20 protein-coding genes and 1 tRNA gene are annotated in these 12,358 nt (G+C 66.8%); 9 read left to right on the top strand and 12 right to left on the bottom strand.

Annotation, left to right across the window (positions count from 1 at the left end):
• Positions 1-34: 34 nt before the first annotated feature.
• The gene (gene purN, locus ACTVZP_RS17735; RefSeq protein ID WP_443213496.1) at positions 35-625 is read right to left on the bottom strand and encodes a phosphoribosylglycinamide formyltransferase; all 591 of its coding nucleotides are present in this window, start codon (positions 623-625) and stop codon (positions 35-37) included.
• Positions 622-1,668, bottom strand: a complete 1,047-nt coding sequence (gene purM, locus ACTVZP_RS17730) for a phosphoribosylformylglycinamidine cyclo-ligase (RefSeq protein ID WP_443213494.1) — start codon at positions 1,666-1,668, stop codon at positions 622-624. Before purM ends, purN begins: the two co-directional genes overlap by 4 nt.
• Before the next feature lie 106 nt (positions 1,669-1,774).
• Between purM and ACTVZP_RS17725 the strand changes: the two genes are divergently transcribed.
• Positions 1,775-1,847, top strand: a tRNA-Ile gene (locus ACTVZP_RS17725).
• A 471-nt stretch (positions 1,848-2,318) separates the two neighbouring features.
• Here ACTVZP_RS17725 and ACTVZP_RS17720 read toward each other — a convergent pair.
• The 10 genes from ACTVZP_RS17720 to ACTVZP_RS17675 form a co-directional block, all read right to left on the bottom strand.
• The gene (locus ACTVZP_RS17720; RefSeq protein WP_443213493.1) at positions 2,319-2,786 is read right to left on the bottom strand and encodes a hypothetical protein; all 468 of its coding nucleotides are present in this window, start codon (positions 2,784-2,786) and stop codon (positions 2,319-2,321) included.
• A gap of 186 nt (positions 2,787-2,972) precedes the next feature.
• A complete protein-coding gene (locus ACTVZP_RS17715) occupies positions 2,973-3,938 on the bottom strand; it encodes a hypothetical protein (protein WP_443213492.1) in 966 nt (321 codons plus the stop codon).
• A 463-nt stretch (positions 3,939-4,401) separates the two neighbouring features.
• Positions 4,402-5,490 carry a site-specific integrase gene (locus tag ACTVZP_RS17710; protein ID WP_443213491.1) on the bottom strand — a complete coding sequence of 363 codons (1,089 nt, stop codon included), beginning with the start codon at positions 5,488-5,490 and terminating at the stop codon, positions 4,402-4,404.
• Positions 5,491-5,495: 5 nt separating this feature from the next.
• Positions 5,496-5,678: a hypothetical protein gene (locus ACTVZP_RS17705; RefSeq protein ID WP_443213490.1), complete on the bottom strand. Its 183-nt coding sequence runs from the start codon at positions 5,676-5,678 to the stop codon at positions 5,496-5,498.
• Between the two features lie 41 nt (positions 5,679-5,719).
• Positions 5,720-6,442 carry a hypothetical protein gene (locus tag ACTVZP_RS17700; RefSeq protein ID WP_443213489.1) on the bottom strand — a complete coding sequence of 241 codons (723 nt, stop codon included), beginning with the start codon at positions 6,440-6,442 and terminating at the stop codon, positions 5,720-5,722.
• A complete protein-coding gene (locus tag ACTVZP_RS17695) occupies positions 6,435-6,614 on the bottom strand; it encodes a hypothetical protein (RefSeq protein ID WP_443213488.1) in 180 nt (59 codons plus the stop codon). Before ACTVZP_RS17695 ends, ACTVZP_RS17700 begins: the two co-directional genes overlap by 8 nt.
• A 99-nt stretch (positions 6,615-6,713) precedes the next feature.
• On the bottom strand, positions 6,714-7,109 hold the full coding sequence (locus ACTVZP_RS17690) for a DUF2312 domain-containing protein (protein ID WP_443213487.1): 396 nt from the start codon (positions 7,107-7,109) through the stop codon (positions 6,714-6,716).
• The gene (locus ACTVZP_RS17685) at positions 7,109-7,441 is read right to left on the bottom strand and encodes a hypothetical protein (protein ID WP_443213486.1); all 333 of its coding nucleotides are present in this window, start codon (positions 7,439-7,441) and stop codon (positions 7,109-7,111) included. Before ACTVZP_RS17685 ends, ACTVZP_RS17690 begins: the two co-directional genes overlap by 1 nt.
• Positions 7,438-7,635, bottom strand: a complete 198-nt coding sequence (locus ACTVZP_RS17680) for a hypothetical protein (protein ID WP_443213485.1) — start codon at positions 7,633-7,635, stop codon at positions 7,438-7,440. Before ACTVZP_RS17680 ends, ACTVZP_RS17685 begins: the two co-directional genes overlap by 4 nt.
• A gap of 465 nt (positions 7,636-8,100) precedes the next feature.
• A complete protein-coding gene (locus ACTVZP_RS17675; protein ID WP_443213484.1) occupies positions 8,101-8,436 on the bottom strand; it encodes a helix-turn-helix domain-containing protein in 336 nt (111 codons plus the stop codon).
• A 51-nt stretch (positions 8,437-8,487) separates the two neighbouring features.
• Here ACTVZP_RS17675 and ACTVZP_RS17670 point away from each other — a divergent pair, with 51 nt between their 5' ends.
• The 8 genes from ACTVZP_RS17670 to ACTVZP_RS17635 all read left to right on the top strand — a co-directional run.
• Positions 8,488-8,727 (top strand): hypothetical protein, encoded by a 240-nt coding sequence (locus ACTVZP_RS17670; protein ID WP_443213483.1) that lies wholly within the window; start codon positions 8,488-8,490, stop codon positions 8,725-8,727.
• A gap of 80 nt (positions 8,728-8,807) precedes the next feature.
• Positions 8,808-9,065 (top strand): hypothetical protein, encoded by a 258-nt coding sequence (locus ACTVZP_RS17665; RefSeq protein ID WP_002719227.1) that lies wholly within the window; start codon positions 8,808-8,810, stop codon positions 9,063-9,065.
• A complete protein-coding gene (locus tag ACTVZP_RS17660; protein ID WP_443213482.1) occupies positions 9,062-9,310 on the top strand; it encodes a hypothetical protein in 249 nt (82 codons plus the stop codon). The genes ACTVZP_RS17665 and ACTVZP_RS17660 overlap by 4 nt, the downstream gene beginning before the upstream one ends.
• The gene (locus tag ACTVZP_RS17655) at positions 9,307-9,864 is read left to right on the top strand and encodes a DUF1937 family protein (RefSeq protein WP_443213481.1); all 558 of its coding nucleotides are present in this window, start codon (positions 9,307-9,309) and stop codon (positions 9,862-9,864) included. Before ACTVZP_RS17660 ends, ACTVZP_RS17655 begins: the two co-directional genes overlap by 4 nt.
• Before the next feature lie 40 nt (positions 9,865-9,904).
• Positions 9,905-10,540 (top strand): hypothetical protein, encoded by a 636-nt coding sequence (locus ACTVZP_RS17650; RefSeq protein ID WP_443213480.1) that lies wholly within the window; start codon positions 9,905-9,907, stop codon positions 10,538-10,540.
• A 229-nt stretch (positions 10,541-10,769) separates the two neighbouring features.
• The gene (locus tag ACTVZP_RS17645; RefSeq protein ID WP_002720775.1) at positions 10,770-11,348 is read left to right on the top strand and encodes a hypothetical protein; all 579 of its coding nucleotides are present in this window, start codon (positions 10,770-10,772) and stop codon (positions 11,346-11,348) included.
• A 74-nt stretch (positions 11,349-11,422) separates the two neighbouring features.
• On the top strand, positions 11,423-11,962 hold the full coding sequence (locus ACTVZP_RS17640) for a hypothetical protein (protein WP_443213479.1): 540 nt from the start codon (positions 11,423-11,425) through the stop codon (positions 11,960-11,962).
• Positions 11,963-12,065: 103 nt separating this feature from the next.
• On the top strand, positions 12,066-12,358 hold a 293-nt coding region (locus ACTVZP_RS17635; protein WP_443213478.1), incomplete at its 3' end, for an HNH endonuclease.

The raw sequence follows: 12,358 nt of genomic DNA, 5'->3' as shown, positions 1-12,358 counted from the left end.
TGAGGGGAAAAGGAAAGGCCGATGGGCGTTTGCGTCAGTCGAGCTGCAGCGGACTGCGGTCGCCTGCCGCAAAACGGCGCAGAACCGCGGGGTAGAGGACATGCTCCCGCGCGAGCACCCGGGCGGCGAGCGTCTCTGCCGTGTCGCCCGGCAGCACCGGCACCCGCGCCTGCCCGAGGATCGGCCCGTCGTCGAGCGCGGCCGTCACCTCGTGCACGGTGCAGCCCGCTTCGACGTCGCCCGCATCGAGCGCCCTCTGGTGGGTGTGCAGCCCCTGATATTTCGGCAGCAGCGAGGGATGGATGTTCAGCATCCGGCCCTCGAACCGGCCGACGAAATCCGCCGTCAGCACGCGCATGAAGCCCGCGAGGCAGAGGATGTCGGGCTCGGCCGCGAGGATCGGCTGCAGCAGCGCGGCCTCGAAGGCCGCGCGGTCTCCGTGGAACGGCCGGTGATCCACTGCCGCGACCGGCACGCCGAGCGCGGCTGCCCGCGCGAGGCCCGCCGCCTGCGGGTCGTTCGAGGCCACCAGCACCGGACGCGCCGGATGGTCGCCCTCCATGCTGCGCAGGAGCGCGAGCATGTTCGAGCCTCCGCCCGAGATCAGGACGGCGACGCGTTTCACAGAAGGCGGCCGTCGTAGCTCACGCCATGGCCGGCGATCACCTCGCCGATGCGCGTCACCGTCTCGCCCTCGGCCACGAGCAGCGCCGCGATCTCGTCGGCCCGGTCGGCAGCTGCGACGACGATCATGCCGATGCCGCAGTTGAAGGTCTTGAGAAGCTCCGCTTCGGCCATTGAGGCGGTCCCGGCCAGCCACCGGAACACCGGCGGCAGCTCCCATGCGCCAAGGTCGATGCGGGCGCCGAGCCCCTCGGGCAGCACGCGCGGCAGGTTCTCGGTCAGCCCGCCGCCGGTGATATGGGCCAGCGCATGGACCCCGCCCGCACGCACGGCGGCCAGCGCCTGCTTCACGTAGAGCCGCGTCGGCGCAAGGAGCTCGCGCCCGAGTGACGCCTCGCCGAAGGGTGCCGGCGCGTCCCAGCCCAGCCCCGAAAGCTCGACCACCTTGCGCACGAAGGAATAGCCGTTCGAATGGACCCCGTTCGAGCCGAGCCCGAGCAGGACGTCGCCTTCGGCCACGCCCTGCGGCAGGTCGGCACCGCGCTCCATCGCGCCCACGGCGAATCCGGCGAGGTCGAAATCGCCCTTGTGATACATGCCCGGCATCTCGGCCGTCTCCCCGCCGATCAGCGCGCAGCCCGAGGCGGCGCAGCCTTCGGCGATGCCCTCGATGATGCGGGCGGCCTGCTCCACCTCGAGCTTGCCGGTGGCGAAGTAGTCGAGGAAGAACAGCGGCTCCGCGCCCTGGCAGACGAGGTCATTCACGCACATGGCCACGAGGTCGATGCCGATCGTGTCCACCTCGCCCGTGTCGATGGCGATGCGCAGCTTGGTGCCGACACCGTCAGTCGCGGCAACGAGCACCGGGTCGGTGTAGCCCGCGGCCTTGAGGTCGAAGAGCGCGCCGAAGCCACCAAGGCCCGAAACCGTTCCCGGACGCCCGGTGCGCTTCGCCGCGGGCTTGATCCGCTCGACGAGCGCATTGCCGGCGTCGATGTCCACGCCCGCGTCCGCGTAGGTCAGACCCTTCTGCTCTTCGGCCATCTTTCACCCCTGCCGCTGCCTGCGGCTGCTCTAGACGATCAACGGCGCCTCCGCAACGCGAAGCGCGCTTGACCCCTGCGCCTCTTCGCCTTAACCGGAACCGGCCGGGCCTGTAGCTCAATGGTCAGAGCAGGGCGCTCATAACGCCTTGGTTGGGGGTTCGAGTCCCTCCGGGCCTAGCATTCCAGCATTTTATCCCGCAAGAACAACGTAAGGTGTCCCAATTTTCGGGACCGTGGGACACCGAGCCGCAGACGCGAGGTTCCGGCCACTCGAGCGGCTCCCTTGAGGACACGATCCGCACCCTTAAAGTGGGCGAGACCGGACCATGCGCATGCCGAGAGGGCGGCGCCTCTTGGCCGGCCCTCCGCAACGAACAGCGCTCGGGAGATCTATGAAGGCTCGAAGCATGATGACCGCTACCAGCCCTTTGCCGTCACTCATGCGGGACGCAGCGCAATGCACCGCGTTGCCGCAGAGGGCGGGAAACGGACCTTCGCCGCAGGCTCCACTAATGTCCGGAGTGCGGAACATTCCTGCCTTTCGCCGCACATGCTCCTTCTTCGCTGCAACTGGAAACTCTATCGGAGGTCGGACTCCGCAGGAAAACTCTTCTTCGTATCTGCACATGGGCGTGCAGCGCGACGGCCTCACCCGATATATTTCACTGCGTATGCCGTCCCGGACACCGTCAGGAACACGTAAGCGAGTATGTAGAACAACATCCAGGCATCTTGCGCGAGTTCGCTCGCTTCCCGACCCATGGCGTTGATACTGAAGTAGAAAACGAGGCAAAGAACGACAGACACACAGAAGAGGATGAAGATGATTTTTCCTAAGTTGAGTAGTCGCCTTTCGGAAGTCGACCTCAGAAGGAAGCTCAACACGAATGCGATCGGGAAACAGATGGACAGCGCCGTAGCGTGCGCTCCGGACTTCCATTCGGGATTGTAGAGAAAGGAGCCTTCGCCCCCAAGGATCTGGAATTGCGAATCGAGCAGGATAACCAAGGCCGGCGTCATGCAGGCCACGATCATCTCCACAAAGTTTTTACCGAGCCTTTCAAAAGAAACGCCTTCGAAGAGCTTCTCGAGCAGACTTTTCGGAGGATCGGTCATGGCCTATTCGCCTCGCGTGCAGGGCCTCCCGGCGCTCTTAAAGAGCGTCGAGCTCTTCTCCGCCAGTTGCCGCGGACCCAGGCCCCACTCCGAACGGAGTTCTGGCCAAACGTGACTACACCCCGCACCCAATTCGGGGAATGGCGGCTCGAATTCAAGTGCTGAACACGCGGCCATAGAAGCACCCTATTGCTCCAAGGTGCTGAAGACTGGAATGTAGAGGGTCGCGGCCCTTTCCCCGTCGGCGGTTTCGAAGCCGAGGCCGAGCTGCGCCATGCGCCAGACGGTCTCCTCACCTCCCTCGACATAGAACTTCACCGAACCAAAGACGGGCTCGTCTCCCGGCTCCTCGACCGTGCCAAATACTACAGGTGGCTCAACGAGCCCGGGCTGGAGACCGTCGGGAAAACTTGCCTCCAAGGCGTCAGCGATCACTTGGTCCTCCTCAGAGGCTTGGAAAATTGATAACTTCATCCCGCGCGGATCGCCACCCTCATAGCCTTCCGCGCGACCAAGTTCGAAATCGAGAGTGGCCTGGTAAGCCCACTCCGTCTCAGGATTGATCGTGTAGTTCGCGCGTATGCGCAGCATGGTGCTCCCGGGCTCATCGAGCGACGACGGAAATATGAAATCGTAGAAGCGTGAAAATGGGAAAATCTCCGTCTCCTGGGTGGCCGGCGGCGGATCAACGAGGGTGGGTCTGCCCTCAAGGCCCGCGCACTGCGCGTCAACCTGCTCCTGGGACGGCTGGATTTCCCAAGACGGTCCGATCAGCGTCGCTGTAACGTGATCGGAGCCCCGGTTTCCGTAGGAGACACAACTGGTAAAGACATTTATCTGCCGCTCGGACCCCACGACGAGGTCGCGGGGCCAGGCCCGGTCGCTGCCTGGCTCGACCCAGCCATCAACACCGGCGATGTGCCAGATAATCCTCAAATCGTTGTCGCTGTCGTTCTGAACTTGCACCCAGAAGGAGCGATTGATGCTCCGGTAAACCTCGCCTGCCGCAGCATCGGTCCGGAAGTCGAACCATCGCGTTTCGTGTGACAGCTCATTCGGGGGGCCGGTGAAATCCGGCTGCACGGCTTCGGGAGGTGTCGCTGCGGCCGGAACCGCGCCAGTCAATACTCCCGCAAACCAAACCGCTGCCACGACAGGGTAATTCCAACCATGGTTCCAAGAAGAGCAAGCTCGCGTCCGCCGAGCAACTCCCGCTCGCAAGGGTGAATACATGACTGTTCGCATGCGCTCGAACCTTCGCAATGTCCGACGCGCCAGGACCTCTGGCTCACCGATTGATTAAGAGCATATCACATTTAATATCGTCGGTCGATGAATCGGGCTGGGATAAGCTGAGAATTACTGCCGGGCTGGGTCGGCCTCGCGGCGCAGGTATGGGTTCCGAAGCCGACCTTCAGGGCAACTTACACCAAGGTCCGCTTTGGGCCGGGCGCGCAATCTTGCTGCGCTCGGCCAAGCAGCAGCGGGGGTCCGCTTCTGCGCCTAGCAGACAGCAGTCCTTCGGGAGCAGCTGTCCAACAAGTCATTGTGCCCACTGGGCCATGATCTCCAAGCAGCACCATCGCCTGACGCAGGGGGCGAGGTCGTCTCTTCGTCACCACTCCATGTCGCTCAGAGCGGCTAGGGCATCTGCCGCCAGCACCCGCCGCTGCGCGCCCTTCGTGTAGATCTCGGAGGTCTTCGCCTGTGTGTGCGCCATGATCGCCATGATCTGGTGCTGGGTGCAGCCGGCCTCTGCCAAGAGTTCGGCCACGGCCTTCCGGATCCCGTGCGAGGACTTCCCCTCGATGCCGGCCGCCGAGCACCATTTGCGGACGCGGTTGCGCAGGCTCTCGGCTGTGCTGAAGGGCTTGCCGTAGTCGGTCAGAAGATAGGTCGCCCCCTGCACCTTCTGCGCCCGGACGGCCCGCAGGAGGGGCGCCATCATCGGGATCGACACCGGCGCGCTTCCCTTCTTGCTGGGCTGGAAGTCCAGCCACAGCTCCCCGGCCCTCTCGACCTCATGCCGGCGGCCGAGCTTGCGCGCGTCGTCGATCCGGCAGGCCGTGAACATCTGCAGCGTGAGCCACAGATGCGCGGTGGTGCCGAGCGGATGCCTGTCCCGGAACTTCTTCAGATCCTCCGGCGTCCAGGGCGCCGCCCCCTCCCCTTTCATGGCGAGCTTCTTGATGCCCTTGACCGGGTTCTCGGCGAGGAGCTCAGCCTCCTCGATGGCCCAGCGATACATGGCCGAGACAGACTTGATGAGGTTGTTCGCCTCGCCGGGCTTGTCGCGCCACTGGTCCCGGGCGGCAATGAAGGCACTCCGCGGCGCGCACATGTCATATTCGCCGTAGATGCCGCCGCCGTCGTCGGTGGGCATGGCGCAGAGCCTGCGCAGCTGGGATCGCCGCTGCTGAAGCGTCAGCTTCGAGGCCTGTCCGGCGTCGACCAGCCGCCCAAGGTGCGCGAGATACTTGTCCACCAGCCACTGGATGGAGTGGGCGACCGCCTTGCTCTCGGGCGACGGCCCCTCCCAGCGCCGCCCCTCCCGGGCGGCCGTATAGTGGTGATAGAAGTCAGCATGGTCGGGCCCGACCGGGATGGGGGTGCGGAGCCGCTTGTTGCCCTCGGCCCGGACACGGAAGCGGATGGCCCCGGACGGGAGCTTCTCGCGCAGGAGGCCCGGGAAGTTGTGCTTCACGTCGATCACCTGGTCGGCCACTGCTTCGGCCCACCACGCTGAGCCACGGGCGCCGAATCGTCCATCGCGGCCGTGATACGGATGGTGCCGTCCTTGGTGATCTCCATCCCGCCGACCTTCAGCCCAGATTCCTTCCAGGCGGCAATGGCGCGGCTGATCGCGGTCTTCGTGACGGTGGCTGATCGCATGTCCTAGACCTCCTCGTGTTCCTCGTTCACGTTCGGCAGCCTCACCCACATGCCGCGGCCTCCCCTTCGGCCCACCCGCCCCACTGGTCGGCGCAGGCTTCGGCCACGCCCTCGAAGGTGCGGCTGCGGAATTTCCAGCGGTCGGGCCCCGGCGGCGCGCGGTGGACGGCCGACCAGCTCTTGTGCTCGGGCGTGCCGGGCCGGGGCGGCGTCAGCCGGTTGGTGGCGGCGAGCCGCGGCAGGCCGCGCAGATAGAAGCTCGTCGCCTTGAAGAAGGGCTCGCCGAACCACCACGGCTGCACCGTCTGCGGCCGCGGCAGGTCGGCCGGCAGGCGTTCTCGCGCGTGCGGGTTCATCACCGGGTTCTCGACCGCCACGCGCGGCACCGGCGCCTGCCAGCAGGCCGCAAACAGCGCCGCCCCGCGATCGAGGTCGGCCCACAGGAAGGCCAGCCGCTCCTCGCGACCCATCCGGGCGAATGCCTCGCGTTCCGCCGCGGCATAGGTCTCGGGCAGGCGCTTCGAGGGCTCGTGCAGCCACCGGACGCCGCTGTTGCAGAGCCGCGTGCAGGGCGGGTGCGCCACGACCAGCAGATCCCAGCCATCGGCCAGATGGTGGCGCACGTCGCCCACGATGTGGCGGTTCGAGCGATCCTCGGCCGGCAGGAGGTCGCAGGACCAGACGTCATGCCCACGGGCGGCGAAGGCCCGACGCATCACGCCCGATGTCTCGCAGCCGATCAGGATGCGCATGGGATCAGCCACCGGAGGCCTCCACCGCTCGGCGCACCGCCTCAACCGGCACGCCGCAGCTGCGCGCGACACGGCGATAGAGGCCGGGCCGGTCCTCCGAAGTGGCACCGCCGAACGGAAGATACCGCGCCGTTTCGGAGAGGACCTGCCGCCAGGCGGACAGGATCGAGGATTTGCTCTTCATGGGAATGCTCCGCAGGTTCGGGAGAAAGGGCCCGGGCCGCGGAGGCGCCGGGCGAGGTGAACGGAAGCTGCGCGGAAAACCCGCCGCGCCGGGGCTAGGTCAGGCCATGCCGAGCGCGGCCTTGTAGAGCTCGAGGAGCGTCTCCTCCTCGGCGATGTCGTCGCGGGTGCGCTTGCGGAGCGCCACGATCATCCTGAGGATCTTCGGCGCATAGCCGCGGCCCTTGGCCTCGGCCATCAGTTCCTTCTGCTGACCGCCGATCTCCTTCTTCTCGGCCTCGAGCTGCTCGTAGCGTTCGATGAACTGGCGGAGCTCGTCGGCCGCGACCTGATAGACGGCCTCCGCCACGGCGCGGTCGGCCGGCGTCTCCTTCATCGGCGGCTTCCGGATCCGGCCGCTGTCGATGGCCGCGGCCATGCGGTCGAGATCGGCTGCATTGAGGCTCTCCACCGGAACTGGACGCGGGCGCGGCGCGGGCTGCGGGGCGGCCTTCATCACATGCCCCGCATCGCGCTGGCCTGCTGGCGCATGGTCTCGGCCACATCGGTAGCGTGCGCCCAGAGGACCGTCGCGACGAACAGGAAGCCCAGGAGCGCGAGCGCGCCCACGAAGAAACCGGTGAGGTTCGACCCGAGCGGGCTCGGCCTGCTCATGCGGAAGGCGGGCCGCGGCCGGGCGCGGTGCAGCGGGCGGCCGATGGCAACGGCCAGCTCGTGTTCCGTCAGGAGCCGGCTGGCGGCCTCGCGTATCTCGGGCGTGGGCGCGTGCTCGGCACGATGGCGCACGGCATTCAGATCGCGGGGCGTGAGGGGCAGGATCCGGCTCATGCTCCGAGCGCCTCCCGCGCCTGGGCGAGGATGGTGTCGACCTCGGCCGCGATCTCGTCGTCGGCGGCGTCGAGTTGCGGGAGCCCCGCCTCGGCCGCGGCGAGCAGCCGGCGCAGCTGGGGCTCGGTCAGGTCGAGGAGGGCGAAGCGGGCAACCGGCGCAGAGGCCGGGTAACGGATGGCGGTGGCGGGCATGAGGATCTCCATGCAAGTAAGTGCGCCTCAACATGCTGGACATTTCTTCCATCGTCAACTTATTGATGGATGTAACGTCCAGTTGCTTGAGGAGCGTCGCTGACTTGGGCTCCGGAGGGATCGTTGATGAGCTGGAGTAGCCGCAGTCAACGAGCAGTGTCGGAGTGACAGGTGGGGAAGCCTTGGCCGTGGAGCGGGAGAACTCAGAAACGTCCGGAGCGGCCGAGGGTTGCGCTTGCCGTCATCGTATGGTGCGAGCAAAAAAAGAGAATTTTCACTAGGGCGCGGATCTCCGCCGTTGCGGCATACGACGATCCCCGACCTGGCACCGACCGAAATGGCGCTGTGATGGCCATAGTTTGCCTAGAGCCGCATGTGAACAAGAGGGGTAGAGATGAGACTGGATGCAGGAGACCGGTTGCTGTTCGCGTTTGCCGATGCTTCCGGAATGTCGATTGATCGCCTCTATCGCATCGGTGCGGTGAGGTTCTGCATGACCTTAGCTCGCAAGGTCTCGTCGATCCGGGACATGTCGCCCCGATAGATAAAGTCCATGCTGACACCCCAGCCTTCGGCTATGGCGTGGCCGTACTCGGACTTCAGCGGCTTCTTGCCCTGCAGCACCTTGGAATAGCTCGAAGGATCGAGGCCGAACGATTGTGCGAACTCGCCCTTATCGAGACCAAGTGCGTCTCTTAGGGCTTCGAGCCGGCGCGCCACGCCAGCCTGGTCAATCTTGGGTAGCCTGCTAGGCACTGATTTCATGGGCACATTTTGACGACAAATGGAAAGTTTGCCCATTGAAGTTTCTTCCATCTTGTATTTCTGGATGTTTTGTCCAGAATGCGCCGCATGCAGACCGAGAACCTGATCGAAAAGCTGATCGCTTGCTGGCCGACGCGCCGGGCCTTCGCCGCTGAAGTCGGCGCGAATGTGGAGGCCGTCCACAAGTGGGCGAGGGCAGGACGTGTTCCTGCTGACTGGCAAGCTGCAGTCGTAAAGGCTGCCGCCGCTCGAGGCCTGACGTTCGCAACGGCAGAATGGATGCTGGCCGTCCACGACCGGTCCAGCGAAGTTAAGGGGGCGGCGTAATGCTCTACGCCGCCCCCCTTTCCGGTCGTGAAATCGCTTCGTCATCAAAACCCCTGCCCAAGGGAGAAGATGGAGTGAACATGCGGAAAAATCTTGCCCAAAGTGACGTTCATGCCCGAGCGAGCCGGAAAAGGTTCGCGGGGCTTCTGTGGCGTGCCTTCCCGGCCTCCTCGGAGCGGGATCTGGCGGCGAAGGCCGCGCCGGTGCTCGGCGTGAGCGAGCGGCAGGTCCGGAACTGGCTGCAATGCGAGAACGACGCGGCGCTGCGCCATGTCTTCGCGGTCATGACCATCGCCTGCGGCGAGGAAATCTTCAGCATCATCGAGGGACGGGGATGAGGCGGGTCTATTGGTATCTCATGCAGCGGTTCTACGAGGCGCGGTCCTTCCGCGCCTTCTGCAACCATCTGCACTTCAAGAAACAGTCGCGGAAATATTCTTCCCGGCTGACCGAGACATGGCTGAAAGACGAGGCCGAAGGCGAGGAGCTTTCGCCTCGTCTCCTGCCCTCGGGCTGGTGGCTCGTGCCGTCCGTTCTCGCCGGATCCGCGATCCTCGCCACGGCTCTCGGGAGCCTTCTGTGACCGCCGCCGCGCCCTTGCCTGTACAGGACGCGGCCACTTCGCCGGGGGCTTCGGCCTCCGGCGCTTTTCGATCGAGCGGGTGGGCCGCGCTGCGGCGCCATCCGGCGGGCCAGGCCGATCTCCTGCGCTGGCATGCCGATCCGGCGCTCGTCGCGCGGCATGCGCGCTGGGGGCGGCCGGTCTATCTGGCGAGCCCTTACACGCTCCGCGCCATCGGCCCGGACGGGTGCTGGTCGCGGGATCAGTCCGAGGCGGCGATGGCCGAGGCGGCGCGCGAGGTGGCGCGGCTCCTCGAGGTCGGCGTCACGGCGATCTCGCCCGTCGTGCTCTCCGCCGCTGCGCTCCACGCCACCATGTTCCCCCGGCTCCGGATCGATCCGTTCAACCCGGTCCTCTGGGAGGACTGGTGCCGCCCCATCCTGTCCGTCTGCGCCGCCGTCGTGGTCCCCGAGATCCGCGGCTGGGCGCAATCCACCGGCATCCGGCACGAGGTCGCATCCGCCCTCGCCGCCCAGGTGCCCGTCTTCATCTATGCTTCGGAGGTTCCCCGATGAGGATTGATCTTCCTGCAGACCCGCCGCGGAGGGCGCGGCCATGACCCTCCCCCGCCCCTCGCCGCGGCTGATCGAGACCGGGCAGCTCCCGGACTATCCGCTCGATCCGAACCAGCGGCTCACGACCCACTTCTTCATGGCCTGGCATCACGACCGGTGGCTGAACAGCCGCTTCCGGCTCTCGGCGCCGCCCGACGTGCGCGGCCTCGCCTTCGATCTTTTCTGCCTGAGCCAGAAGCAGACCCCGGTGGGCACCCTCCCGGATGACGACGTGCAGCTCGCGGCGCTGCTCATGCTCGACCTGAAGGCCTGGCAATCCTACCGCGCGCGCGACTGGTCGCCGCTCTACAAGTGGGTGCCCTGCCAGTGCGACGGCGAGGTGCGGCTCATGCACGGCGTGGTGGTCGAGATCATCCTCGAAAGTCTCAGCCTGCGAGAGAAGCGCCGCGTCGAAGGCGAGGCCGGCCGGCGGAGAAAGCGTCTCGCGCGGCTCCCCGACCAGATCCTCGAGGCGGGCGGCACGCGGAAGATGGCGGCCGATCCGGGGCTTCTCGAGCGCGTGGACGGCTGGCTCGCCCAGCACTGCCCCGGCAACCGGACCCGCGACATGGTGCGCCGCGCGCTGGAGGCGGATGCGCTGGCGCAGGCGGACGTCCTGCAAGGGATTGCCGTGTAACGGAAACTTCTGTCCGACGGACAGAATGCGGACAGTTCGGGACAGAACCGGACGGATCGGGACAGAACGCGGACAGAGTTGGACAGAACCGGACGGATCCGGACGGACGCGGCCGCTTCGGGCCGAATTCTGTCCCGCGCACAAGACACTGACAGAGACAAGACAGAACAGAGTTCCGGAACCACCGGAACCGGTGGCGAGACGGCAGGCGTGGCTGGCTGAGAAAGGGATGGCCATGACGAAAGCAGAGGAGCGGGCGCGGGTGAAGGCGCTGGTGGTGGACCGGCTGGAGCAGGCCGGGATGGTGAGGCGGCGCGGCACGGCCGCCGCGGCGCATGAGGCGGCGATGGCCAGGCTCTGCGAGCAGCTGGGCTACATGGGCGCGGAGAACCTCATGACCTTGGCCGAGGTGCTGATCGACAGCGCGGCGGATGGGGTCTGGCCGTCCGAGGTGCTGATCCGCCAGTTCGCACGCGCCATCGAGGAGCCGCCGCCGGCCGAGCGGCGGCTGGTCTCGAGCTGGCTCGCCTCGGTCGAGGGACCGAAGGCGGAAGCGGGCGGGCATCTGGTGGAGCTCTACCGCTGGCTCCTGAAGCATCCCCGCCCGCCGCTCGCGATGGACCTGCGCGAGATCCGCGATCAGGCGCAGGACAATGCCCGGCGCTGCGAGCTGATCCGCGACCGGATCGACCGGGAGACCGCGAGCCGGGAGGATCGGGACTGGCTCGAGCTCTACCTCCGCGACCGGGCCCAGGCCCGCGCGCTGGTCGATGCCGGGCGCGGTCGGAAGGAAGGGGCGGCGGCATGATCGGCGGCGCGGTGGACATGCGGCGGACAGAGCCGGTGCGGCAACAAGAACAACAACAACGAGAAGGGTGCCGCATGAAGGGCGCGAAGGGCCGGAAGGCCATGAAGGCGAAGCTGGTGAGCCTGAAGCTCGCGCCGTGGGATCTCGGGCCGCTGACGCCCGCGCAGATCGCGGGCAAGCGGATCGAGGAGGTGGCCGAGGTCGACCCGAAGACCGGCAGGAAGAGCAACCCGAACCGGGTGATCCGCACGAGGCGCGAGACCTGGGTCGGGCGCTATCACCGGCAGGGCAAGCTCTCGGTCGAGCAGGCGAACATCGCGGCCGAGCTCTTCGAGGCGGCGTCAGGCATGCCCGCGCGCGATCCGCTGGCCGCCATCGTGAAAGTGGACACGAGCGGCACCCATGATCCCGAGGCCGAGCGGGTGGACCGGCGCCGCAAGTTCTTCCGCATGTGGGAGCTGGTCCCGACCTTCGCCCGGCCCGTCATCCAGCATGTCGTTCTGGACGATCAGTCGCTCCGCAGCCTGCCCGGGCGGCTCAACAGCCGGCACGAGGCCCGCCAGCTCGACCGGCTCCAGCGGGGACTGCAGGCGCTCCACGAGGCATGGAGCTGACACCCGCTTGACGCGGCCCGTTCGGTTCGGCAGATTGCCATCATCGAAGACAAGCGCCCGGCGAGCAGAAGCTCTCCGGGCGCTTCGTTTTGGAGCCTCCCCCTTGATCCGCAAACTCTGCTGCGCGCCCGGCTGCGAGGAGCTCGCGCTCGAGGGCCGCGCCCACTGCGCCGATCACGCCGCCGAGGCCGAGGCGAAGGCACGGGCGCGGAAAGCTCGGGCCAAGGCAGGCGCCGCGGCGCAGGCGGGTGCCGCCTTCTATGCCACCGGCCGGTGGCGGCGGGCGCGGGCGCGCTTCCTCGCGGCCCATCCGCTCTGCGCCGACTGCGCCGGGCTCGGGCTCGTGGTGGCGGCGGCCGAGGTCGATCACATCCGGCCGCACCGCGGCGATCCCGG

This window comes from Rhodobacter sp. NSM (assembly GCF_052244495.1).
Lineage (GTDB): Bacteria > Pseudomonadota > Alphaproteobacteria > Rhodobacterales > Rhodobacteraceae > Cereibacter_A.
The sequence above is the reverse complement of the archived record's forward strand: the minus strand, read 5'-3'. Positions and strand labels throughout refer to the sequence as shown.

Bases quoted from the DNA above. Each gene is read 5' to 3' on its own strand.
- ACTVZP_RS17685 (WP_443213486.1), bottom strand. From the start codon at position 7,441: ATGAGCCGGATCCTGCCCCTCACGCCCCGCGATCTGAATGCCGTGCGC.
- ACTVZP_RS17705 (WP_443213490.1), bottom strand. From the start codon at position 5,678: ATGCGATCAGCCACCGTCACGAAGACCGCGATCAGCCGCGCCATTGCC.
- ACTVZP_RS17665 (WP_002719227.1), top strand. From the start codon at position 8,808: ATGCGGAAAAATCTTGCCCAAAGTGACGTTCATGCCCGAGCGAGCCGG.
- ACTVZP_RS17640 (WP_443213479.1), top strand. From the start codon at position 11,423: ATGAAGGGCGCGAAGGGCCGGAAGGCCATGAAGGCGAAGCTGGTGAGC.
- ACTVZP_RS17670 (WP_443213483.1), top strand. From the start codon at position 8,488: ATGCAGACCGAGAACCTGATCGAAAAGCTGATCGCTTGCTGGCCGACG.
- ACTVZP_RS17660 (WP_443213482.1), top strand. From the start codon at position 9,062: ATGAGGCGGGTCTATTGGTATCTCATGCAGCGGTTCTACGAGGCGCGG.
- ACTVZP_RS17695 (WP_443213488.1), bottom strand. From the start codon at position 6,614: ATGAAGAGCAAATCCTCGATCCTGTCCGCCTGGCGGCAGGTCCTCTCC.
- ACTVZP_RS17690 (WP_443213487.1), bottom strand. From the start codon at position 7,109: ATGAAGGCCGCCCCGCAGCCCGCGCCGCGCCCGCGTCCAGTTCCGGTG.
- ACTVZP_RS17680 (WP_443213485.1), bottom strand. From the start codon at position 7,635: ATGCCCGCCACCGCCATCCGTTACCCGGCCTCTGCGCCGGTTGCCCGC.
- ACTVZP_RS17675 (WP_443213484.1), bottom strand. From the start codon at position 8,436: ATGGGCAAACTTTCCATTTGTCGTCAAAATGTGCCCATGAAATCAGTG.
- ACTVZP_RS17645 (WP_002720775.1), top strand. From the start codon at position 10,770: ATGGCCATGACGAAAGCAGAGGAGCGGGCGCGGGTGAAGGCGCTGGTG.
- purM (WP_443213494.1), bottom strand. From the start codon at position 1,668: ATGGCCGAAGAGCAGAAGGGTCTGACCTACGCGGACGCGGGCGTGGAC.
- ACTVZP_RS17650 (WP_443213480.1), top strand. From the start codon at position 9,905: ATGACCCTCCCCCGCCCCTCGCCGCGGCTGATCGAGACCGGGCAGCTC.
- ACTVZP_RS17720 (WP_443213493.1), bottom strand. From the start codon at position 2,786: ATGACCGATCCTCCGAAAAGTCTGCTCGAGAAGCTCTTCGAAGGCGTT.